This is a genomic window from Nocardioides sp. HDW12B (genome assembly GCF_011299595.1).
Taxonomy (GTDB): domain Bacteria; phylum Actinomycetota; class Actinomycetes; order Propionibacteriales; family Nocardioidaceae; genus Marmoricola_A.
The window spans coordinates 1,430,203-1,452,491 of sequence record NZ_CP049867.1 but is presented as its reverse complement, the minus strand read 5'-3'; the positions used below and the strand labels follow the sequence as shown (position 1 = coordinate 1,452,491).

Below are 22,289 nucleotides of genomic sequence, written 5' to 3'. Positions count from 1 at the left end.
CGGGCAAGGGTCACAACCCGTGGGAGGCGTCCACAACCCTCGCGCGGAAGCCCCGCCCCGCCGTACGCCCCCCCGTTCCGCCGCACGACGACCGGCCCCGTCGTACGACGCCCCGCCCCGCCGTACGACGCGCCGCACCGACCGGCGTCCGCATGCCGGAACGTCCGTGACGCCGATCGGACGCGCCCCTAGCCTGGTCCCGTGCAGCGCTCGTGGACCTATGCCTTTGCTTGCCGCTCGGGGTGCCCGAGCAGCCGGCTCGGTTAGACGACGCCCGCTGCTCCACCAACGCCCCTGGCTCACGCGAGGGGCGTTTCGCATGTCTCGAGCCGTGCCGGGGGCGACCCACCCATCCCGCTCACCCGGGACCACAGAGAAGAGGAACCCATGGTCGTCGTGATGGCGCCGGAGGCCACGGACGCGGACATCGCGCACGTGGTGGAGAAGGTCGAGGGCGTCGGAGGGTCGGCGTTCGTCAGCAAGGGGCTGGTGCGCACGATCATCGGCCTGGTCGGTGACATCGACTCCTTCCACGGCCTCAACCTGCGCACCCTGCCCGGCGTGGCCGACGTGCACCGCATCTCGGACCCGTTCAAGCTGGTCAGCCGCCAGCACCACGCGGACCGCAGCACTGTCTGGGTGGGCCCCCGCGGCCACCAGGTGCCGATCGGTCCCGACACCTTCACGTTCATCGCCGGGCCCTGTGCCGTCGAGTCCGAGCAGCAGACGCTCGAGGCGGTGGAGATGGCCAAGGCAGCCGGTGCGTCGATCATGCGCGGCGGAGCCTTCAAGCCGCGCACGTCGCCGTACGCCTTCCAGGGCCTGGGCGTCCGCGGCCTGGAGATCCTCGCCGGCGTGCGCGAGGCGACCGGGCTGCCCGTGGTGACCGAGGTCGTCGACGCCCGCGACGTGCCGGTGGTGGCCGAGCACGCCGACATGCTGCAGATCGGTACCCGCAACATGGCCAACTTCGGGCTGCTGCAGGCCGCCGGCGACGCCGGCAAGCCGGTGCTGCTCAAGCGCGGGATGACCGCGACGATCGAGGAGTGGCTGATGGCGGCGGAGTACATCGCCCAGCGCGGCAACCTCGACGTGGTCCTCTGCGAGCGCGGCATCCGCACCTTCGAGCCCGCGACGCGCAACACCCTCGACATCTCCGCGGTGCCGGTGGTGCAGGCCAAGAGCCACCTGCCGATCATCGTCGACCCCTCCCACGCGGGCGGGCTGCGCGAGCTCGTCGTACCCCTCTCGCGCGCCGCGGTTGCAGTGGGCGCCGACGGCGTCATCGTCGACGTGCACCCGAACCCGGAGGATGCGCTCTGCGACGGCCCGCAGGCGCTGTTCGGCAGCGACCTGCGCTCGCTGGCCCAGGCGATGCGCCAGCTCCCGCCGGTGCTGGGGCGTCACGACGCCGGGGCGAAGGTGCGTACGACGGCCTGACCGGTCCCGTCTGGACGGGCACGAGCGGGGCAGGATCCCCGGCATGAAGCTGTACGCCGACCTGCCCGCCCGCCGTGCCGTCCAGGCGACCGGCGACCTCCTGCTCGTGGCCTGGGTGGTGGGGTCGGTGCTGCTGGCCCGGCTGGTCCACGACGCCGTGATGCTGCTCGCCGAGCCCGGCGAGCAGGTCAACGAGGCGTCGGCCGGGCTGGCCGAGCGGTTGCGCGAGGCCGGCAGCGCGGTCGACGGGGCACCGCTGATCGGTGACGAGCTGCGGACGCCCTTCGACGGCGCCGGGGACGCGGCCGACCGGCTGGCGGCTGCCGGCCTCGACCAGGTCGACGCGGTCGAGACGCTGGCCTTCTGGCTGGCGCTGGCCATCGGGGTGGTGCCGATCCTGCTGGCTCTGGCGCTCTACGTGCCGCGCCGCTGGGCGTTCGCGCGGGAGGCGGCAGCCGGGCAGCGTTTCGTCGACACCGCCGACGACCTCGACCTGTTCGCGCTCCGGGCGCTGGCCCACCAGCCGCTGCACCGGCTGGCACGCATCAGCGACGACCCCGCAGGTGCTTGGCGGCGCGGCGACCCTGACGCCGTACGGGCGCTGGCTCGACTGGAGCTCAGCGAGGTGGGTCTCCGCCCGCCGGGGTGACCGCCGAGGTGACGAGGGCCGTTGCGGCCCTTCCGACCGAGGCTTGTGGACGCCTCGCACGGGTTGTGCTCCTTGGTCGGCGTCCATAACCCCGCGTTACATGCGGGTCCCCGGGTCAGGCCAGGAGGGGCGGGAGGATCGCGGCGGCACGGTCGACGGCGGCGCGGTCGACGTCGAGGTGCGTGACGAGCCGCAGGGACGTGGCGCCGACGGCGCTGACGAGCAGGCCCTCCTCGCGGGCCGCGGCCACGACGCGGGCCGGGTCGGGGTGCGGGACCACCACGATGTTGGTGTCCACGCCGGTCGGGTCGACCCCGCACGCCTCGGCCAGGATCCCGGCGTGCTCGTGGTCCTCGGCCAGCCGCTCGAGGTGGTGGTCGAGGGCGTGGATGCCGGCCGCGGCCAGGATCCCGACCTGCCGCATCCCTCCCCCGAGCCGCTTGCGCCAGACGCGCGCCTCGGCGATCACCTCGGCGGACCCGACCACCAGCGAGCCGATCGGGGCGCCGAGCCCCTTGCTGAGGCAGACCGCCAGGACGTCGGCCACCTCGCCGTACGCCGTGAGCGGGGTGCCGGTCGCCACGTGGGCGTTCCACAGCCGCGCCCCGTCCAGGTGTACGCCGACCCCGTGACGGTCGGCGTACTCCCGCAGCGACCGGAGGTCGTCGATGCGGACGACCGCTCCCCCGCCGAAGTTGTGGGTGTTCTCGACCGAGATCGCCCGGGTCGGCACGAAGAACGGCCCCATGTCGGGGGCGAACATCGACTCGATCGTCGCCAGGTCGAGGGGCCGCCCGACCCAGGTCCGCATCGTCAGGCCGGTGACGGCGGCGTGCACCCCGAGCTCGGCGCGCGCGATGTGGGCCGAGGCCTCGCAGAGCACCTCCTGGCCGACGCCGACCAGCGACCGCACGGCGAGCACGTTGGCCAGCGACCCGGTGGCGGTGAACAGCGCCGCCTCCTTGCCCAGCAGGCCGGCGACCTTCTCCTCCAGCGCCCGGACGGTCGGGTCCTCGCCGTAGACGTCGTCGCCCACCTCGGCCTCGGCCATGGCGCGGCGCATGGAGGCGGTCGGTCGGGTGACGGTGTCGCTGCGGAGGTCGATCACGCGAGCCACCCTAGGCAGGCGACGCGGGCGCCCCTCGGGCGAGGTGGCCGCCGGGCGCCTCGACGAGGGCGGCGAGCAGGGCCCGCACCGCCGGGGAGCTGTCCATGCTGCGGCGGTGCAGCGCGGTGACGGTCCGCTCGGGGACGGGGTCGACGACCGGCACTGCCACCACCTCCGCCGGCAGGGCGGCCCGGCCGAGCCGGGGCACCAGCGCGACGGCGAGCCCGGCGGCGACCACGGCGACGTGGGAGTCGAACTCGGCGGCCTCGTGGACGATGCGCGGCGAGGTGCCGGTGCCGACGTACATCCGGGACAGCCACTGGCGGCAGATCGTGCCGCTCGCGGTGGCCACCCAGTCGACCTCGCGCAGGTCGGTGGGCCGCACGCTCTCGCGCGCCGCCAGCGGGTGGTCGACGGGCACGAGCACGTCGGCGACGTCGCGGGCCACGTCCGTGGTGCGCACGTGCGCGGGCACGGTCAGCGGCAGGTCGCCCCAGCTGTGGGCGAGACCGAGGTCGACGCGTCCGGTGGCCACGAGGTCGACGGTGTCCCAGGGCTCCTGCTCCTGCAGGGTGACCTGGAGGTCGGGGTGCTCCTCCCGCAGACGGCGCAGGACCGGGCCCACGAGCCCGCGCGTGGCGGTCGAGAAGGTCGCGACCTGCAGCGACCCGGCGACCTCCCCCGCCGCCAGGCGCACCTCGGCCTCGATCCGCTCCAGCCGCTCGCGCAGCTCGCCGGTGTCGTCGACGAGCCGCTGCCCGGCGGCGGTCAGCACGACGCCGCGTCCCACGCGCTCCAGCAGGGGCACCCCGACGCCCCGCTCGAGCCGCTTCACCTGCTGGGAGACCGCGCTCGGCGTGAATCCGAGCGCCCGGGCCGCGCCGTTGACCGACGCGTGGTGGGCCACAGCGCGCAGCGACTCCAGGGCAGCGAGATCGATCATGAAGCCACGCTACCGAGTGGACCGCAGATCTGTGCGCTGGTGCTTCACGGTCCTTGTCGACGAGCATGGACCCGTGACCCGACGCGACTGCCTGCTCGCCGCCCTGGTGGCCCTGCTGTGGGGCGTGAACTTCCTGGTCATCGACGAAGGCATGGCGGGCGTCCCGCCGCTGCTGTTCCTCGCGATCCGGTTCGTCGCGGTGGTCTTCCCCGCCGTGCTGCTCGTGCCGCGCCCCGACGTCGGCTGGCGGACGCTGCTGGCCGTGGGGAGCCTCATGTCGCTCGGCCAGTTCGGTTTCCTCTACCTCTCGCTGGAGGCCGGCATGCCCCCCGGGCTGGCCGCGCTCGTGCTTCAGGCCCAGGTCATCTTCACCGTCGTCATCGCCGCCGGCGCCCTGGGCGAGCGGCCCACCCGACCCCAGGTCGTCGGCGTCGCCCTGGGCGTCACAGGCCTGGTGACGGTCGGTGTCGGCCGCGAGGCGACCGTGCCGCTGGTCGCGCTGCTGCTGTGCCTGGCCGCCGCCCTCAGCTGGGGCGTCGGCAACGTGGTCGCCCGCGCTGCGGGGGTGCCCGGCGGACTCGGCCTCACGGTGTGGTCGGGGATCGTCGTGCCCGTGCCGGCCCTGCTGCTCGCCCTCGCCGTGAACGGGCCGGACGAAGTGGCGGCCGGGATCGCGGCCTTCGGCTGGCCGGCCGCGCTGTCAACCCTCTACACCGCGGGACTGGCCTCGCTGGTGGGCTACGGCATCTTCAACACGCTGCTGTCGCGCAACCCGGCGGCCGCCGTGGTCCCGTGGATCCTGCTGGTCCCGCCGGTGGCAATGCTGACCTCGTGGCTGGTGCGCGGTGACGTGCCGGGTCCGTTCGAGGTCGGCGGTGGCGTGGTCATGCTGGTCGGCGTGCTGGTCGCCGTACGTCGTCCGCGGTCGCGCAGGCCGTCGGGCCCGGCCGGTCCACCCACTCCGGCAACTCCGGCAACTCCGGCCGGCCCGGTCAGTCCTCGGTCGGGACGTGGACCTCGGAGAGCATCTCGGCCACCAGGAACGCCAGCTCCAACGACTGCACGCGGTTGAGCCGCGGGTCGCAGACCGACTCGTAGGAGTTCGCGAGGTCGGCCTCGAGCAGGTCCTCACCGCCGCCGACGCACTCGGTGACGTTGTCGCCGGTCAGCTCGACGTGCAGCCCCCCGGGCCAGGTGCCGAGCGCGCGGTGGACGTCGAAGAAGCCCTGGACCTCGTCCATGACGTCCTCGAAGCGACGGGTCTTGTAGCCGCTGGACGCCTCGAAGGTGTTGCCGTGCATCGGGTCGCAGACCCAGGCGACCTGGATGCCGGCCGCGGTCACCTTCTCGACCAGCTCGGGCAGCGCCTCGCGGATGCGCTTGGCGCCCATGCGGGTGATGAAGGTCAGCCGGCCCGGCTCGTTCTCCGGGTTGAGCTTCTGCGCCAGCGCGATCGCGTCGTCGGCCGAGGTGGTGGGGCCGAGCTTCACGCCGATCGGGTTCTGGATGTGGCTGAGCATCTCGACGTGCGCGCCGTCGAGCCGACGGGTGCGCTCGCCGATCCACAGGAAGTGGCCCGAGACGTCGTAGGGCTTGTCGGTGCGGCTGTCGATGCGGGTCAGCGCGTGTTCGTACTCGAGGATCAGCGCCTCGTGGCTGGAGTGGAAGTCGACGCGGTGGAACTCGTCCGGGTCGGCGCCGATGGCCTCCATGAAGGTCAGCGCCCGCTGGATCTCGCGCGCCAGCCGCTCGTAGCGCTTGCCCACCGGCGAGGAGCGAACGAAGTCTGTGTTCCAGTCGTGCACCTGCCGGAGGTCGGCGTACCCGCCGGTGACGAAGGCGCGCACGAGGTTCAGCGTCGCGGCGGAGGTGTTGTAGACGTCCAGCAGGCGCTCGGGGCGGTGCTCGCGCGACTCGGGCGTGAACTCGTAGCCGTTGACGGCGTCGCCGCGGTACGCCGGCAGCGTCACGCCGTCACGGGTCTCGAGGTCGGACGAGCGCGGCTTGGCGTACTGCCCGGCGATGCGGCCCAGCTTCACCACCGGCACGGAGGCGGCGTAGGTCAGCACGACGGCCATCTGCAGCAGCACCCGCAGCTTGGCGCGCACGTTGTCGGCCGTCGCACCCGCGAGGGTCTCGGCGCAGTCACCGCCCTGGAGCAGGAAGGCCTCGCCGCGGGTCACCGCGGCGAGCTTGGCCTTGAGGTCGTCGCACTCACCGGCGAACACGAGCGGGGGGACGGCGCGCAGCCGGGCATAGGTGGTGTCGACCGCGTCCCGGTCGTTCCACGTCGGCTGCTGGGACGCGCCCTGGGCGTGCAGGGTCGCGAGTTCGGGGAAGGTCACGCCCCGATTCTAGGTGGGCGCCACCCGGTGCTCCCGCCCGCCGCCCTGCGACGGACGGGGTCCGACGTCGGCAGCGCCGGATCGGGCCGGATCGGGCCGGATCGGGCCGGATCGGGCCGGATCGGGCCGGATCGGGCCGGATCGGGCCGGATCGGGCCGGATCGGGCCGGATCGGGCCGGCGTCAGCCGAAGAAGACCTCGGCCTCGGCGTACTCCTCGGGCGAGACGACCTTGAGCTCGCCGGTGCCCTCGATGAGCGGGACGCGGACGATGTCCTTGCCGCGCAGGGCGACCATCGTCCCGAAGTCGCCCTCGGCGACGGCGGTGACGGCCTGGAGACCGAAGCGGGTGGCGAGCCAGCGGTCGAAGGCGGTGGGCGTGCCGCCGCGCTGGACGTGACCGAGGACGACCGCGCGGGCCTCCTTGCCGGTGCGGTCCTCGATCTCCTTGGCCAGCCGGTCGCCGATGCCGCCGAGGCGGACGTGCCCGAAGGCGTCCTTCTCGCCGCTGACGAGCGTCATGTCGCCGCCCTCGACGGGGACGGCGCCCTCGGAGACGACGACGATGGGCGTGTACTGCGTCTCGAAGCGGCGCTCGACGTACTCGCAGACCTTGGCGATGTCGAAGGGCTTCTCGGGGATGAGGATGATGTTGGCCCCGCCGGCCATGCCGGCGTGCAGGGCGATCCAGCCGGCGTGGCGGCCCATGACCTCCACGACGAGCACGCGGTGGTGGGACTCGGCGGTGGTGTGCAGCCGGTCGATGGCCTCCATCGCGATGTTGACCGCGGTGTCGAAGCCGAAGGTGAAGTCGGTGCCCGACAGGTCGTTGTCGATGGTCTTGGGCACGCCGACGACGTTGACGCCCAGGTCGGCGAGCTTCGTCGCCACGCCGAGGGTGTCCTCGCCGCCGATGGCGATGAGGGCGTCGACGTCGTTGGCGGCCAGGTTCTCCTTGATCCGCTCGACGCCGTTCTCGACCTTGAAGGGGTTGGTCCGCGACGACTTCAGGATCGTGCCGCCGCGCGGCAGGATGCCGCGGACCTGGTCGACGCCCAGCGGGGTCGTGAGGTTCTCCAGCGGACCGCGCCAGCCGTCGCGGAAGCCGACGAAGTCGAAGCCGTAGGTGCCGACCCCCTTCCGCACGACGCCGCGGATGACCGCGTTGAGTCCAGGACAGTCGCCACCACCGGTGAGCACTCCGATACGCATGACAGCACCGTAGCGGGATCGGGTTTGAACGTTCCAGTGGTCACGGCGCTACGGTCGCCCCCATGACCTTCTCGATCGTCGCCCGGTCCGCCGACGGGAGCGCCTGGGGCGTGGCCGTGGCCTCCAAGTTCCTCGGGGTCGGCTCGGCCGTCCCGGCCGCCGTCGCCGGCGTCGGCGCCGTCGCGACCCAGGCCTCGGCCAACGTCGCCTTCAAGCCCGTGGGCCTGTCGTTGATGGACGAGGGCGCCACCGCAGCCGTCGCGCTGGAGCGGATGCTCGCCGACGACGAGGACCGCGACCACCGCCAGGTCGGGATCATCGACGTCGACGGCCACGCCGCGTCCTACACCGGTACGGCGTGCCTGGACTGGGCCGGCGGGATCGTCGACACCGACGTCGCCGTGCAGGGCAACATCCTCGTCGGCCCCGAGGTCGTCGAGGCCATGCTCGAGGCCTGGCGGTCCTCCGACGAGACGCTCCCCCTCGGGCGCCGCCTGCTGGACGCGCTGCAGGCCGGCGACGCCGCCGGGGGCGACCGTCGCGGACGGCAGAGCGCCGCGCTCTTCGTCGTCAGCGAGGGGGCCGGGTACGACGGCGGCGACGACGTCGCGGTCGACCTGCGGGTCGACGACCACACCGACCCGTGCGCCGAGCTGGCCCGGCTGGTCGACCTGCACGAGCTCTACCTGACCGCCTCGACCGACGAGGAGAAGGTCGCCGTCGACGACGCGCTGCGCGAGGAGCTCGAGTCCCGCGCCACCGCGCTCGGGGCCCGCGACTTCGACGCCTGGGTCGGCACGGAGAACTACGAGATGCGCGTCGGACCCGACTGGGTCGATCGCCGCGTGCTGGCGATCCTGCGCGAGCGCTCGTGACCCTGCTGTCGGTCCACGTCCGGTCCGGATCGATCACCGCGACCGTCGCCGGTGGCGGGGCAGCCGTCTTCGACCTGACGCGCCAGACGCCGGCCGACGGCCGCTTGGAGCAGTCGCCCGAGGACGTCTGGCGCGCGCTGCTCGCCGTCACGCGGTCGGTGCTCGACCACAGCCCGGCGCCGACGAGAGTCGCGGTGGTCAGCGACCCCACCCTCGTGGTCTGGGACCAGGAGACCCTCGGCGCCGCACGCCCGGCGGTGCTGAGCGAGGACGAGCGCGGGGCGGCCACCGGCCGCACGTCGGGCCCCGGAGCCGTGCTGGCGTGGCTCGCGGTCAACGAGCCGCACACCTGGGCGCTGGTCCACGCCGGCCGCTACGCCGTCGGGACCGTCGAGTCCTACGTGGTCGCGCGCATGACCCGGGGCACCTGGCACGTCACGGACCCCGGCCACGCCCGGCGCCTCGGGCTCACCGACCCCGCGACCGGGGCCTGGGACGCGCCCCGCTGCGCCGCGCTCGACGTACCCCTCGAGGCGCTGCCGGAGATCCTCGCCACCGGCGAGGGCGCCGGCGTGACCGACCCCGCCTGCTTCCACGGTCTGAGCCTGCCGGTCACCTTCGCCTCCCCCTGACCCCGCGAAGCGTCACTCCTGCACCCGCGAAACGTCGCTCCTGTACGCACGAAACGTCACCCGTGTACGCACGAAACGTCGCTCCTGCACGCACGAAAAGGTCACTCCTGTACGCGCGAAACCATGCCTTTGGTCGAACCCAGGGCTCAGGACAGCGCGTCGAGCGCCTCCTCGGTCGCCGCCAGCCTCGCTCGGACGGACTCCTGCTTGCTGCTGGCCCGCTCCAGCTCGGCCTCGGCACGCGCCAGGCGGGACCGCGCGGTGGCGACGTCCTGCTCGAGCCGAGCCACCTCCGAGTCCGAGGACCGTACGGCGCGCTGCTCGGTCTCGCGCACCTTCTGCAAGCGGGTGCGCTCGCGGGTACGCCGTCGCTCCTCGGCTGCCCGCTCCGACTCGCGTCGCGCCGCCTCCCGCTCCGTGTCATCGCGCTCCTTCGCCACGTCGCTCTCGTCACCGGCACCGTCCTCATCGGGGACACGGTCCGATGTCGGCCGGCGCTTGGCGGGCCGCTCACGCACCAGCTCGAGACGCGCCGCGCCCGGGATGGCCTGCACGTCCGCCAGCGACGACATGCCCGTCGAGCTCAGCGGCTGGACCAGCAGCCCCGAGCGCAGCACCTCCGCGAGCTCGGCGTCGACGACCGCCGCCAGCAGGGTGTCCTCGACCTGGCGCCGGGCCGTTTCGCTGAGAGCCTGGCCCTCGTCGGCCACCGCCGAGGCTGCCGCCTGGGTCACTCGCGCGACCACCCGACGCCGCTCCCGGGTGAGCTCGCGCAGGGTGTCGGCGTCGAGGGAGGCCTGCGCCTCCCGCAGCGACGCGCCGAGCTCGAGCAGCTGGGCCACGAGCTCGCCCTGCTCGCGCACGAGCAGGTTCACCGCCCAGGCCGCCTGGACCGGTCGGCGCAGCTCGGCCACGGCGCTCGCCGTGGCCTTGTCACCCGAGCCCTTCAACCGCTTCACCGCGGCCGCGCGGGTCGCGACGAAGTCGCCGGGCACCCCGCCGTACAGGTCCTCGGCGACGCGACGCAGCTCCGCGGAGTCGACCTCGGCCACGGCGACCACCACACGCCCGCCGGCGCGGGTCAGGAGGCCTTGAGGTCGGGGTCGCGCGACTCGGCCGCCGCGCGCTTGGCCTTGTCCGCGGCCTCCTTGTCGAGCTGCTTGGCCCGCGAGGCGTAGAGGTCGACGTACTCCTGGCCCGAGAGCCGCATGATCTCGTACATGATCTCGTCGGTGATCGACCGCAGGATGTAGCGGTCGTTCTCCAGGCCCTCGTAGCGCGAGAAGTCCAGCGGCTTGCCGAAGCGCACGACGGGGCGGGTGTAGGAGCCGTACTTCTTGCCGGGGGGCGCGACCACGTCGGTGCCGACCACGGCCACCGGGATCACGGGCACGCGGGTCTCGAGCGCGAGCCGGGCGACGCCGGTCTTGCCGCGGTAGAGCTTGCCGTCGTGGGAGCGGGTGCCCTCGGGGAAGATGCCGAACAGCTCGCCCTGGTCGAGGATCCGCTTCGCCGAGCTGAGCGCGCCCTCGGCCGCGCTCGCCCCAGAGCGGTCGATGGGCACCTGGCCGGCGCCGGAGAAGAACTTCTTCTGCAGCCAGCCCTTGACGCCGGGCGTGTTGAAGTACTCCGCCTTCGCCACGAAGGTGACGCGCCGCGGGATCGTCAGCGGCATGAAGAGCCAGTCGCTGTAGGACAGGTGGTTGCAGGCCAGGATGGCCGCGCCCTCCTCCGGGAGGTGCTCCTCGCCCTCGACGCGTGGCCGGAACACCAGCCTCAGCACCGGCCCGAGCAGAACCAGCTTCAGCACCCAGTAGAACACCAAGACCTCCCGTTTCCTCAGGGGGCACCCTAGCCCTGATCGGCCCCGCGTGACACGATGCAGCGTCTGGTCCTGTCTCGCACCACTCGGGAGTTTCCGTGAGCGTGTCCCCCGCTGTGGACGCCTGGTCGGCCGAGGGGTCGGCGCTGGCGGACGGCCGCCGCGTCGGGGTCCTGCTGTGCCACGGCTTCACCGGTTCGCCGGCCTCCGTGCGCCCCTGGGGCGAGCGCCTCGCCGAGGAGGGGTACGCCGTCGCGGTGCCGCGCCTGCCGGGCCACGGGACGTCGTGGCAGGACATGAACACCACCACCTGGCAGCAGTGGTACGGCGAGGTCGAGCGGGCCTTCGACACCCTGCTCGAGGACTGCGACTCCGTCGTCGTCGGGGGGCTGTCGATGGGGGCCACGCTCTCGCTGCTGCTGGCCGCCGACCGCGGCCCCGAGGTCTCCGGGCTCGTGTCGGTCAACGTCTCGATCGACAACAAGGACCCCCGCCGCTTCGCCGCACCCGTCATCAAGCGCCTGATGGGCTCCTTCCCCGGCATCGCCGACGACATCAAGAAGCCCGGGGTCTCCGAGCACGGCTACGACCGGTTGCCGCTGAAGGCCGCCCACGAGCTGCTCCGCCTCTACCGGCACCTGCGGCCCCTGCTGCCGCAGGTGACCCAGCCCCTGCTCGTCGTACGTTCCGCGGAGGACCACGTCGCCGACCCGGGCTCCCACGACCTGCTGTTGCGCTCCGTCTCGTCGCGCGACGTCACCGAGGTCGTCCTCGAGGACAGCTTCCACGTCGCCACGCTCGACAACGACGCGCCGCGGATCGAGAAGGAGTCCGCGGCCTTCGTCGCGCGCGTGACCGCGGGGCCTTCGTGAGCGCCGGGGGCGACCGACCGGAGGACCTGCCCGAGGACCAGGCCGACGAGCGGACCGACGAGTCCGGCGGGCCCGACGCCCCGGACGGAGACGGCGACAACGCTCGCTCTGGGAGCGACGACGACTTCGAGGCCGCCTTCCGCTTGATCGTGGACAACTACGGCGACCGGCCGTCCGTGGCCGCCCCCGAGCCCGACGAGCCCCGCCCCACGGCCCCCTCGCCCGAGGACGTCACCGACACCCCGGTCGTCTCCCCCGGCCTCTTCCGCCTGGCCGGCGAGGAGGTCCCGCCGCCGCCGGCCGAGCACCAGGACCACTTCGTGCCGCCGGAGCCACCGCCCGTCCCCTGGCCCGAGCCCAAGCGGGGCCTCGCGTGGCTGGCGCTGTTCGGCAGCCCCGTGATCATGCTCGCCACGCTGCTGCTCAGCATCGCGGTGCCGTCCTGGGTCACCAGCATGCTCGGCTTCACCTTCATCGGCGGCTTCGTCTACCTCGTGGCCACCATGCGCCGCGGCCCCAGCGACGGCTGGGACGACGGCGCACGTCTCTGAGTCCGGGACCTTGGTCCCCCTCCGGACGATCACGCGGCACTAGGGCGGCCGCCCGGACGATCCGACTTCGAGCGCATGCGGTCGGATGCTCCCGACGTCGCTCCTCATCGTGTCGCCCCTCTGGAACGGTGAGCCGCGGGAGTGCGCACCGGCGCACGAGGACACCGGAGGGACGACGGGCATGTCGAGGGCATCGTGCACCGGCCGTGCGTCGGCTCGCGCGGAGTCGGGCGTCGCCGCGGTCGAGGTCGCCCTTCTCGTCCCGCTCGTCCTGCTGCTGGTCGCGGGACTGATCCAGTACGGCTTCTACTTCAGCGCGCAGCAGGGCGGCAGCGCTGCGGCACGGGAGGCGGCGCGTCGTGCCGCGGTGGGGGCTCCGACCTCGTGCGACGCCTTCCGCTCCGAGGTGGGCACGAACGTCGCGCAGGTGGCGACCGGTGGCCTGGACATCCGACGTGACTTCGGTGACGCCAACGCCAACAGCAAGGTCGACATCGGCGAGAACGTGACGGTGACGGTGGTCTTCCAGAGCCGCGACCTCGACCTGCCGTTCCTCCCCTTCGTCGACGGAGGGCTGGTGACCAAGAAGGCGACTGCCCGGGTCGACTACCTGCCCGACAGCACGATCGCGGACTGCCTGTGAGCGCCCGGCGCGAGGAGGACGGAGCGGTGGCGATCCTCGTCGCCGTCCTGGCCGTCGTGCTCCTCGGGTGCGCGGCCCTCACCGTGGACCTGGGCAACGCCTGGGCGCGCAAGCGGGACGCCCAGACCCAGGCCGACGTCTCCGTGATCGCCGCGGGCAACTGGGCGCGCGACGCCGGACTGATGCCGGCGGACCAACCCTCCGAACAGACCGCCGTGCGGTCCAAGGTCGCCGAGTACATGCTGGAGTCGGGCAACGTCATCGTGGGCCAGCCCGCCGTGACGGCTGCCACCCTGGGCACCCGATTGGGCAACGGCGACCGGACGGACGGGGAGGTCGTCTTCACCCCCGGCGGTGGCTCCTTCGAGGTCGTGACCCCAGCGGCCCGGGTCGACTTCGGACTCGCCTCGGTGCTGGGCCAGGACCACGTCGACGTGCAGGCGGACGCGGGGATGACCGTGTACTCCGAGCTGCCCGACCGCACGGACGTCCTGCCCTTCCTCCTGCCGAGCGGGTGCGTCTTCGGGCCCGCCGACGCCGACACGACGGGCGGGGGCGGGAGTGGGTCCGGAGGTGGCTCCGGGGGCGGGAGCCCGACAAGCACCAACACGAACGGGAGCACGAGCGGTCCAGGCGTCCTGACGGGCGCGACGCAGTCCTTCCAGTCGACCGACGAGGACAACAGCCACGACCAGTGGACGACCGAGACGTTCACCTTCCGGGTCGTGCACACCGGCAACCTGCAGAAGAACAACGGCGGCCAGCCCCTCGGCGACCCCGTCGTGCACTTCCAGTTCCAAGACGACGCCTCCGTGCGGTACGCGATCCCGGGTGTGTGGACCAGCACGCCGCGCAACCAGCAGGTCTGGACCTTCAAGCTCACCATCGAGCCGGACGACGTGACCTCCCGATCGGTGCAGTGGTCCTACCAGACCCAGGTCGGCACGCTCTACAGCAACGTGAACAACCTCAACGTCCAGACCCGACCCGCGCCGTCGACTCCCCCACCGAGCACGGCCTGCACCACCTCGAGCCGCGGCAACTTCGGCCAGATGGACAGCCCGCGCAAGGACACGAACGGCAACAACAACCGCTTCGCCCACAACATCGCCTTCGGCCTCGACCACCAGATCGAGCCCTTGGTCAACGCGGCGGCCGACGAGTGCACGGGCCGCCCGGCCTCGACCAGCCCGGTGCGCAAGGCGGAGCAGCTCGACAACGTGTCACGCGACGGCAGCAACTGCATCCTTCCCGACCCCGGCAACGACGGCCCGAAGACGTTCGACGGCCTCATCGGCGAGGTGGACGGCAAGCCTGGGCGCCTGCGCGCCGTCCACGGCGCGACGAGGTCGGGGTGCAACGGCGGCGACACCGTCGTCGGCGGACGCTTGATCAACAACGACCTGCTGTCGTGCTACCTGGTGAACGCCGGCGACCCGTTGTCGCGGATCGCGGCGACCTCAGGGGTGGCCACCGGCATCATCGACCCGGCGGTCACGCGCTCACCCCGCTTCGTCTGGCTCCCGGTCGTCTACCGGGCGGACCGCTCGTCGAAGACCTACCAGCCCGTGCTGCGCTTCGTCCCGGGCTTCATCACCGACGAGTCCGCCTCGTCGACGCGGACCACCCCGGCGTACACCGACACGGTCCGCGACAACGGGATCCAGGTGAACGGCAACTCGGTCAAGGCCCTGACGGTGTTCACCTTCAACCCGGACGCACTCCCCGTGCAGGAGTCCTCGCCCTACACCACCTACAACCCGGCCATCGGTCGACCCACGATGAAGCTGACCAAGTAGGACGGCCACTCGGAGGGCGGCTAGTCCCAGCCAGGTTGGTCGTCGTCCTCCAGGTCGATCTTCTCGACCCCGGCCTGACGGCGCCTGGCCTCGTCCGGGACCGGGGTCGCCATCGCGCTCATCGCGGCCTGCAGGAGCGACGTGGTCGCGGTGGTGAGGTGGGCCTTCACCTCCGGCGAGGTGGCACGGACCATGCCGATGACGCGGCACACCGGGCAGTAGGTGCAGTTCTCCCCGGCGACGTGTCCCTCGAGGTCCTTGGCCAGGTCGGCCAGTCCGGCGACGGAGGCGGCCGCTCCCCCGGCGGCGGTGTCGCCCTGCTCGCGCGCCCAGCCCGAGAGCGCCCCCATCAGCTTGGCCGCCTCCTCGGCGACCGTCCCCACCTCGGGTCCGTCGGGCTGGTCTCCGGACTGGTGACCGGGCTGGTCTCCGGGCGTGTCCTCGGGGGCGGTCATGGCGTCTCCTCGATCGGTTCGGCGCGGAAGCGCACCTTGAGCGCGCCGGGCTCGACGCGGGCGCCGCTGACCGTGAGGCGGGCCAGAGATGCCGGCAGCGCGAGCAGGCGACGGTAGGAGCCGACACTGATCACCAGCTCGTCACCGTGACGGGCCAGGTCGACGTCGCCGCGCTGGGCGAACGGCAGGTCGATGCGCAGCAGCGCCCCGTCGTCGCGGCGGGTGATGGTGAGGGGCCCGTCGCCGATCGGCAGGGCCAACGGGTCGTCCCCGCCGTAGGCCTCCTCGACGAGCCGGTGCAGCTCGTCGACCCCGACGGGCTCGCTGGCGCGGTAGCCCGAGCGCCAGATCGGCAGCTCGGGGAAGGACTGCTCGATCTCGGCCATCACCCGCGACTGCGCGGCGACCCACTGGTCGCGCCACGGGTCGCCCGCGTGGTCGGGGAAGATCCGGTTGGCCACCACGCCGTCCACGCGGTAGCCGAACAGCGACAGCGAGGTCAGGGAGCGTCGCGCCTCCGCGACCACGACCGTCTCGGGGGTGAGCACGAGACGGACGCTGGCCTCCTTGCCGGTGAGCAGCTCGTGCACCTCGAGCAGGTCACCGTGCAGGCGCTGGAGGGCGTCGAAGACGGAGTCCTCGGGCATCGGCACGCCCGTCGCCCGCGCCAGCACGGGCTTGAGGGCCTTGACGATGCGGCGCTCCATCGGCAGCACCCGGTCCATGTACCAGCCCAGCGCCTCGGGGAGCGCGAGAAGGCGCAGCGTCTCCGCGGTGGGGGCGCAGTCGACCACGATCACGTCCCAGCGCTCCGAGCGCGCCTGGGCCCGCAGCTCGAGCAGGGCGAAGACCTCCTCCGCGCCGGGGATGACCGTGAGCTCCTCGGCGGTGATCGGGTCGACGCCGGTCGCCTGCAGCACCGTGAGCAGGTAGCGCTGGATCTCGGCCCACGACTGCTCGAAGCGTCGCTGGGCGTCGACGTGCTGCACCCACAGACCGGGCTCGACCTCACCGGGCTCGGCGGAGGCGGTCACGCCGAAGGCGTCGGCCAGCGAGTGGGCCGCGTCGGTGGACAGCACGAGGGTCCGCTCACCGCGCCGGGCCGCCAGGGTCGCCGTACCCGCCGCCGCCGTGGTCTTGCCGACGCCGCCCTTGCCGGTGAAGAGAACGATGCGCACGACTGGGAGGACCTGACCTCGTGTGGCTGCCCGGGACCGACCGACCGGTCAGGCCAGGGACTCCACGCGCTTCTTGAGACCCTTGAGGGCGGTGTCGATGATGACCTTCTCGGCCTTGCGCTTGAGCATGCCGATCATCGGGATGCTGACCTCGACCGCCAGGCGGTAGGTGACCTCGGTGCCCTGACCCTTCGGCGTCAGGACGTAGGAGCCGTCGAGGCGCTTCATCATCTTCCCCGAGTGGAGGGTCCAGTCCACCGACTCCTCGCCGTGCCAGTCGTAGACCAGGGTGTAGGCGTCCTTGATCGGACTCGCCTCGATCTCGAAGAAGACCTCCTTGGCGCGGCCGTCAGAGAAGGTGGAGCGGACCTCCGCGGTCCGCATCCCCTGGGCCCACTCCGGGTAGCGGGGGAAGTCGGCGATCACGGCCATGACCTGCTCGGGGGGTGCGTCGACGACGATGCTCGAGCTGGTCTGGTCTGCCATGGATGGAGCCCTCCGGTGACGGTGCACTGACCCCTGGAGACTACCCACCACGGGAGCGGTCGCGGGAGCCACCCGGGCGGTGGCCCTCACCACGCCGCCGAGCGCGGCGCTCTCCCGGACCGGGCGGCCCTCGGACGGTACGGTCGGTCATCGGCCGACAGGTACACAGACGAGGAGCAGCCAGGTGCGTGAGTACGCAGCGCCACCGATCCCGCAGGCCTCCCCCTGGAGCCGGCTGACCGACCCCGTGGTGGCGCACGCCGAGCAGCAGCCCGAGGCGCCGCAGTTCGCGCTCCGGGTCGCGAGCGGCGACGAGGACGGCCCGCGGTGGGAGGACGTCGACAACGCCGCGTTCCGGACCCGCGTCGAGGAGGTCGCGCGTGGTCTGCTCGCCGCCGGTCTACGGGTCGCCGACCGGGTCGCGCTCCTGGCGCGGACCCGGCTGGAGTGGACCGTCGTCGACTACGCGATCTGGTGGGTCGGCGGCGTCTCGGTGCCGGTCTACGCCACCTCCTCCGACGAGCAGGTCGCCTGGATCCTCAGTGACTCCGGGTGCCGCTTCGCGGTCGTGGAGGACGCGTCGTACGCCGCTCGCGTGGCTGGGATGCGGGCTTCCGCACCCGACCTCGAGCAGGTCTGGGTGATCGACGAGGCCGGAGCGAGCGACGCCTCGACCCTGCGCGACCTCGTCGAGCGCGGGGAGGACGTCGGTGTCGACGACCTCGAGCATCGGCGGACCGCCGTCGGGCGCGACGACGTCGCGACCCTGATCTACACCTCGGGGACCACCGGGCAGCCCAAGGGCTGCGTGCTGACGCACGCCAACTTCCTCGACGGGTGCGAGGCGACCGCCACCGAGCTCGACGAGCTCTTCGGCGCCGAGGGGGCGGCCACCCTGCTGGTCCTGCCCCTGGCGCACGTCTTCGCGCGGATCATCCAGGTCGGCGCCGTGAACCGTGGCGTCCGCCTGGGTCACGCCCCGGACCCGCGCCGGTTCCTCGCCGACGTCGCCACGTTCCGGCCGACCTTCGTGCTCGGCGTTCCCCGCGTGTTCGAGAACGCCTTCACGCAGCTCAGCCAGGAGGCCGCGGCTTCCGGCCGGGCCCGCGGTTTCGAGCGGGCCGTCGAGGTCGCCATCGCCCACAGCCGCTCGGAGGGCCGGCCCGGGCGCGTGCTGGGCGCACGGCACAGCTACTACGACCGCACGGTCTACCGCCGCATCCGCGAAGCGCTCGGGGGCGCCTGCGCCTTCGGCATCTCCGGTGGCGCGCCGTTGGGCGACCGGCTGTCGCACTTCTTCCGTGGCGCCGGCGTGCCGATCCTCGAGGGCTACGGCCTGACCGAGACCACCGGCGCCTCCACCGTCAACACCCCCGACAACCACCGGGTCGGGACCGTCGGTCGCCCGCTGCCCGGGACCGCCGCGCGCATCGACGAGAACGGCGAGCTCTTGCTGCGCGGCCCGCACGTGATGCGCGGCTACTGGAGCCACGGCGACGTCGAGCCGGTCACCGACGACCGTGGCTGGCTCGCGACGGGCGACCTCGCCGAGATCGACGCCGAGGGCTTCGTGCGGGTCACCGGTCGCGCGAAGGAGATGATCGTGACCGCCGGCGGCAAGAACGTCTCCCCCGGCCACCTCGAGGAGCGCATCCGCTCCGGCGCCCTCGTCAGCCAGTGCCTCGTCGTCGGCGACGGCCAGCCCTTCGTGGGGGCCCTGATCACGCTCGACCCGGACGCCTACGGGGCGTGGGCCAAGAGCCGCGGCAAGGGTCCGCTACGCAGCCACACCCAGGACGCCGACCTGAGGGCCGAGATCCAGAAGGTCGTCGACAAGGCGAACGCGACGGTCTCCCAGGCCGAGTCGATCCGCCGCTTCGAGATCCTGGCCGCCGACTGGACCGAGGATTCCGGGGCCCTCACGGCGAGCAGAAAGTTGCGCCGGAACGTTGTTGTGAGAGAATTCAGGCGGGAGATCCGGGAACTCTTCCAGTAACGCGGTTTGAGTTGGGACATTCTGGGACAAGAGTCCTGGTTGGGGGTTCACTAGACCCATGCGCGCCTGTCGGCCTTGGGAGGGGACACGGGGTTCGCGCCACCGAGAGGGTGGCGCGGCCGCCGTCGAGTTCGCCCTGATCGTGCCTCTGCTCTTCCTCATCCTCTTCGGAACGCTCCAGTACGGCTTCTACTTCTTCTCGCTGCAGGCCGGCAACCAGGCTGCACGTGAGGCGGCCCGTCGGGCCGCTGTCGGTGACATGCCCACGTGCACCGCATTCGTCGACTACGTGAAGTCCCGGGTCGGTCGCGCGAACTTCGGCAACACCATCACCGTGAAGCGGACCTACACCAACGCCGCGCCGAACACGCTCCCCGCGACGGAGGTCGGCGACCTCGTCACCGTCACCGTCAGCTACCGCAGCATCGACATGAACGTGCCCTTCATCCCGACGCCGGGCGGCACGGCGCAGATCGAGACGAGCGCGGACACGAGGGTGGAGCGTGTCGAGGCGCTTCCCGCCGTCGCTCCGGAGACGTGCTCATGAGCCGCCGCCGGCCGGCCGGTGAGAACGGAGCCGTCGCGATCGTCGTGGCGCTGAGCGCCACGATGCTGTTCGCCATCGCCGCCATCGCCGTCGATCTCGGCAACGCGTTCGCGGCCCGTCGCGACCTGCAGACCCAGGCCGACCTCGCTGCGACCTCGGCCGCTGGGCTGCTCCCCAAGGGCGACGCCACCAACCAGGCCAACATCGTGGCCGAGGTGGCCAACTACCTGAACCGGAACAAGGCCGGCGTCAACCAGAGCTCGGTCACCAGCACCCAGCTGACCGACACCCAGCTCTCGAACGGCGAGGTCACCTTTCCCACCGACAACCAGGTCCGAGTGGTGACGCCGTCGTCGCGTGTGGACTTCGGCGTCGCGCGTGCGATCGGCATCTCGTCGAAGACGCTCGACGCGAGCGCGACCGCGGAGAAGCGGGCACTCGTCCCGCCCACGGACGACGTTCTGCCCATGTGGCTGCCGTCGTCGTGCGCCTACGGTGCGGTCGGCGGCGACACCGGCCCGGGACCGACGACACCGGCTGCCAACCCCACCTACGACCCCGGGAACAGCAACGTCGACAGCAAGTTCCACATCACTGCGATCAGCGTCAACACCGCGCCCTTCGGCACGACCACCGGGTCCATCGACGTCACGCTGACGAACGAGGACAGCGCTGCGATCGGCACGCCGGCAGCTCCCAAGCAGGGCGCGATCGTCTTCACCTTCGGCGCTCCGACCAGCTGGACCACCGCGACGACCGTCTACCCCGTGAACCTCGCCATCCCCGGGAAGTCGGGCTCGACCCTGGGCACGCAGACCGTGACCATCCCCGGCGTGGGGTCCGAGGTCACGAACACCGTGGGCAAGTGGGAGGTCTGGGGCGCGTACAACGCCACGGGCGGCAAGGTCGTGCCGGGAACCACGAAGTTCAGCGCCGACCCGAACGGCGCCAACGCTGCCGAACCGCTGGCCTTCACCGTCACCGGTGGCGGCGGCGAGGTGGCCTGCAACGTCAGCCAGCGCGGCAACTTCGGCCAGCTGGACAGTCCCCGCGCCGGGTATCCGCAGCTCCAGAAGCGCTACGAGTACAACCTCGCCCTGGGGTTGGACCACAAGCTCGCCCCCTTCAACATGCTGGACTACCCCGCCATCGCGACCAACCCGGAGTGCTTCAACGACGGCAGCCCTACGGGAGCGAAGATCGACAACGTCGTCCGCGACGGCAACAACTGCATCTACGTGCAGTCGGGCAACGATCCGGGTGGTTTGACCAGCGGTTTCCTCACGGGAGTCGACGGCGGGCCGGATGGCGCGAAGCCAGGTCGCCTCTTCACGGCTCCGACCAGCTCTCGATGCACGACCAACGGTCGCGTGGCGCCGGCCAAGGCGTCGGACTCCAAGGTGGCCTGGGCCAACATCAACCGCGACACCCTCAGCTGCTTCCTGCTGCCCGGCAAGACGCTGGCCGACATCGCCTCAGACACGGCCGCCGCCGACATCGTCGACCGGTCGATCCTGCAGTCGCCCCGCTACTTCCAGGTGCCCGTCGTCCACGCGAACGACCGTGCGGACAAGAAGTACATCGCCATCAAGCAGTACGCCTCGGTGTTCCTCACCGACGAGACGCCGACGTGCAACCTCACTGCGCCGACCTACGGAGGCCCCGGGTGCGCCACCGCCGAGAACGGGATCACCATGAACGGCGGAGGCAACCAGGTCTTCGCCGTGCAGGTCTTCGCCTTCAACACCTTCGCGATCACGACGCCGCCCAACGGGGCCGACACGGAGTGGTTCGTGGGCGGGAAGCCGGTCATCCGGCTGGTGGACTGACCGTGCCGATCTTCGTGTGGCCTGTGTGCAGGCCGGGACCAGAGGTGCTCAATATGCCGATTCGGCGCACGCGATCCCCCGAAGTAGGGAAGCCTTTGGCCCGTGGGTCCGCCACGGGCCCGCGTGCTGGAGCCACCCGCGCGAGCGGGACTGAGCTGAGAGATCAGGTCTGACATGGGACGCCGGACAATTCTGTTGATCGTCGCTGCCGTCGTCGCGGTGCTCGGGGCGGGGATGGTCTACCTCTACGTGCAGGGCGCTGACGACCGTGCCCAGGCCGAGCAGGCACCGGTCGAGGTGCTCAAGGTGATCGCGCAGATCGAGCCGGGCGAGACGCTCGCCGACGCCCAGGCGGAGCAGAAGGTCGAGCTCCAGCCCGTGCCCAGCGAGCAGGTGCTCGCAGGCGCTCTCACCTCGGTCGGCGACCTCGGCGCCCAGGTCGCCCTGCAGCGGATCTTCGTGGGCGAGCAGGTCACCGCGTCCAAGTTCGGCAGCGCCGGCGAGCAGGACGCCCTCACGCTGGACGACGGCGAGATCGCCATCAGCGTGACCCTGTCCGACACAGGCCGGGTGGCCGGGTTCGTGAATCCCGGCGCCGAGGTCGCGCTGTTCTTCAACGGGCCGGTCGGCCCGGGCGGCGACGAGGGCGTGCGCGTCCTGCTGCCCAGCGTGAAGATCATCGCGGTCGGCCAGACCACGGTCACGACCGCCACCACGACGACGGCGGCGGGCGCACAGACGGTCGAGGACCTTCCCAAGACCCTGATCACGCTCGGCCTGAAGCAGGCGGACGCCCAGAAGGTGATGTTCGCCAGCACCCGCGGTGAGCTGGTCTTCGGTCTGAAGAACGAGAAGTCCAAGGTCCGCCCCGGCCAGGGCGTCACGATCCAGAACCTGTTCGGCTGACC

22 protein-coding genes are annotated in these 22,289 nt (G+C 72.0%); 13 read left to right on the top strand and 9 right to left on the bottom strand.

Features of this window, described 5'->3' with window-relative positions:
• Positions 1-387 precede the first annotated feature (387 nt).
• Both aroF and G7072_RS06870 read left to right on the top strand, forming a co-directional pair.
• Positions 388-1,440, top strand: coding sequence for a 3-deoxy-7-phosphoheptulonate synthase (aroF, locus tag G7072_RS06875; protein WP_166084870.1), 1,053 nt, complete (start codon positions 388-390; stop codon positions 1,438-1,440).
• 43 nt (positions 1,441-1,483) lie between these two features.
• Complete coding sequence (locus G7072_RS06870) at positions 1,484-2,089, top strand: hypothetical protein (RefSeq protein WP_166084868.1); 606 nt, start codon at positions 1,484-1,486, stop codon at positions 2,087-2,089.
• A gap of 115 nt (positions 2,090-2,204) precedes the next feature.
• Here the strand turns inward: G7072_RS06870 and G7072_RS06865 are convergent, their stop codons facing one another.
• Together G7072_RS06865 and G7072_RS06860 are read right to left on the bottom strand one after the other, a co-directional pair.
• Positions 2,205-3,197 carry a threonine aldolase family protein gene (locus tag G7072_RS06865; RefSeq protein WP_166084867.1) on the bottom strand — a complete coding sequence of 331 codons (993 nt, stop codon included), beginning with the start codon at positions 3,195-3,197 and terminating at the stop codon, positions 2,205-2,207.
• Positions 3,198-3,207: 10 nt separating this feature from the next.
• Positions 3,208-4,140, bottom strand: coding sequence for a LysR family transcriptional regulator (locus G7072_RS06860; protein ID WP_166084866.1), 933 nt, complete (start codon positions 4,138-4,140; stop codon positions 3,208-3,210).
• Between the two features lie 73 nt (positions 4,141-4,213).
• Here G7072_RS06860 and G7072_RS06855 point away from each other — a divergent pair, with 73 nt between their 5' ends.
• Positions 4,214-5,212: an EamA family transporter gene (locus tag G7072_RS06855; RefSeq protein WP_166084865.1), complete on the top strand. Its 999-nt coding sequence runs from the start codon at positions 4,214-4,216 to the stop codon at positions 5,210-5,212.
• On the opposite strand, the gene G7072_RS06850 is transcribed toward G7072_RS06855, so the two are convergent.
• Positions 5,133-6,485 (bottom strand): 3-deoxy-7-phosphoheptulonate synthase class II, encoded by a 1,353-nt coding sequence (locus G7072_RS06850; RefSeq protein ID WP_166084864.1) that lies wholly within the window; start codon positions 6,483-6,485, stop codon positions 5,133-5,135. The two genes, G7072_RS06855 and G7072_RS06850, sit on opposite strands and share 80 nt — an antisense overlap.
• A 182-nt stretch (positions 6,486-6,667) precedes the next feature.
• Positions 6,668-7,696 (bottom strand): 6-phosphofructokinase, encoded by a 1,029-nt coding sequence (locus G7072_RS06845; protein ID WP_166084863.1) that lies wholly within the window; start codon positions 7,694-7,696, stop codon positions 6,668-6,670.
• A gap of 62 nt (positions 7,697-7,758) precedes the next feature.
• Here G7072_RS06845 and G7072_RS06840 point away from each other — a divergent pair, with 62 nt between their 5' ends.
• Both G7072_RS06840 and G7072_RS06835 read left to right on the top strand, forming a co-directional pair.
• The gene (locus tag G7072_RS06840; RefSeq protein ID WP_166084861.1) at positions 7,759-8,571 is read left to right on the top strand and encodes a DUF1028 domain-containing protein; all 813 of its coding nucleotides are present in this window, start codon (positions 7,759-7,761) and stop codon (positions 8,569-8,571) included.
• Positions 8,568-9,203 carry an FGGY family carbohydrate kinase gene (locus G7072_RS06835; RefSeq protein ID WP_166084860.1) on the top strand — a complete coding sequence of 212 codons (636 nt, stop codon included), beginning with the start codon at positions 8,568-8,570 and terminating at the stop codon, positions 9,201-9,203. The genes G7072_RS06840 and G7072_RS06835 overlap by 4 nt, the downstream gene beginning before the upstream one ends.
• 146 nt (positions 9,204-9,349) lie before the next feature.
• Here G7072_RS06835 and G7072_RS06830 read toward each other — a convergent pair whose 3' ends face one another.
• Positions 9,350-10,255, bottom strand: coding sequence for a hypothetical protein (locus tag G7072_RS06830; protein ID WP_166084859.1), 906 nt, complete (start codon positions 10,253-10,255; stop codon positions 9,350-9,352).
• A gap of 29 nt (positions 10,256-10,284) precedes the next feature.
• Positions 10,285-11,025 (bottom strand): lysophospholipid acyltransferase family protein, encoded by a 741-nt coding sequence (locus G7072_RS06825; protein ID WP_166084858.1) that lies wholly within the window; start codon positions 11,023-11,025, stop codon positions 10,285-10,287.
• A gap of 98 nt (positions 11,026-11,123) precedes the next feature.
• Between G7072_RS06825 and G7072_RS06820 the strand changes: the two genes are divergently transcribed.
• The 4 genes from G7072_RS06820 to G7072_RS19745 all read left to right on the top strand — a co-directional run bounded on the left by G7072_RS06820 (position 11,124) and on the right by G7072_RS19745 (position 14,890).
• Positions 11,124-11,897: an alpha/beta fold hydrolase gene (locus G7072_RS06820; RefSeq protein WP_240917180.1), complete on the top strand. Its 774-nt coding sequence runs from the start codon at positions 11,124-11,126 to the stop codon at positions 11,895-11,897.
• Complete coding sequence (locus G7072_RS06815; RefSeq protein WP_166084857.1) at positions 11,894-12,448, top strand: hypothetical protein; 555 nt, start codon at positions 11,894-11,896, stop codon at positions 12,446-12,448. Before G7072_RS06820 ends, G7072_RS06815 begins: the two co-directional genes overlap by 4 nt.
• Positions 12,449-12,629: 181 nt before the next feature.
• Complete coding sequence (locus G7072_RS06810; RefSeq protein ID WP_166084856.1) at positions 12,630-13,091, top strand: TadE/TadG family type IV pilus assembly protein; 462 nt, start codon at positions 12,630-12,632, stop codon at positions 13,089-13,091.
• A gap of 26 nt (positions 13,092-13,117) precedes the next feature.
• Complete coding sequence (locus G7072_RS19745; protein WP_206063309.1) at positions 13,118-14,890, top strand: pilus assembly protein TadG-related protein; 1,773 nt, start codon at positions 13,118-13,120, stop codon at positions 14,888-14,890.
• A 20-nt stretch (positions 14,891-14,910) separates the two neighbouring features.
• Here the strand turns inward: G7072_RS19745 and G7072_RS06800 are convergent, their stop codons facing one another.
• The 3 genes from G7072_RS06800 to G7072_RS06790 are packed head-to-tail and all read right to left on the bottom strand — an operon-like array spanning position 14,911 to position 17,009.
• Entirely contained in the window at positions 14,911-15,345 is a 435-nt protein-coding gene (locus tag G7072_RS06800) for a hypothetical protein (protein ID WP_166084855.1), read from the bottom strand.
• The gene (locus tag G7072_RS06795) at positions 15,342-16,523 is read right to left on the bottom strand and encodes an ArsA family ATPase (RefSeq protein ID WP_166084854.1); all 1,182 of its coding nucleotides are present in this window, start codon (positions 16,521-16,523) and stop codon (positions 15,342-15,344) included. The genes G7072_RS06800 and G7072_RS06795 overlap by 4 nt, the downstream gene beginning before the upstream one ends.
• A 48-nt stretch (positions 16,524-16,571) precedes the next feature.
• The gene (locus tag G7072_RS06790; RefSeq protein WP_166084853.1) at positions 16,572-17,009 is read right to left on the bottom strand and encodes an SRPBCC family protein; all 438 of its coding nucleotides are present in this window, start codon (positions 17,007-17,009) and stop codon (positions 16,572-16,574) included.
• A gap of 184 nt (positions 17,010-17,193) precedes the next feature.
• On the opposite strand from G7072_RS06790, the gene G7072_RS06785 reads away from it, so the two are divergent.
• The 4 genes from G7072_RS06785 to cpaB all read left to right on the top strand — a co-directional run bounded on the left by G7072_RS06785 (position 17,194) and on the right by cpaB (position 22,287).
• Complete coding sequence (locus tag G7072_RS06785; RefSeq protein ID WP_166084852.1) at positions 17,194-19,005, top strand: AMP-dependent synthetase/ligase; 1,812 nt, start codon at positions 17,194-17,196, stop codon at positions 19,003-19,005.
• 58 nt (positions 19,006-19,063) lie between these two features.
• Positions 19,064-19,552, top strand: coding sequence for a TadE/TadG family type IV pilus assembly protein (locus G7072_RS06780; protein ID WP_277343406.1), 489 nt, complete (start codon positions 19,064-19,066; stop codon positions 19,550-19,552).
• A complete protein-coding gene (locus tag G7072_RS06775; RefSeq protein WP_166084849.1) occupies positions 19,549-21,381 on the top strand; it encodes a pilus assembly protein TadG-related protein in 1,833 nt (610 codons plus the stop codon). The genes G7072_RS06780 and G7072_RS06775 overlap by 4 nt, the downstream gene beginning before the upstream one ends.
• Positions 21,382-21,576: 195 nt before the next feature.
• Positions 21,577-22,287, top strand: coding sequence for a Flp pilus assembly protein CpaB (gene cpaB, locus G7072_RS06770; protein ID WP_166084848.1), 711 nt, complete (start codon positions 21,577-21,579; stop codon positions 22,285-22,287).
• Positions 22,288-22,289: the final 2 nt, after the last annotated feature.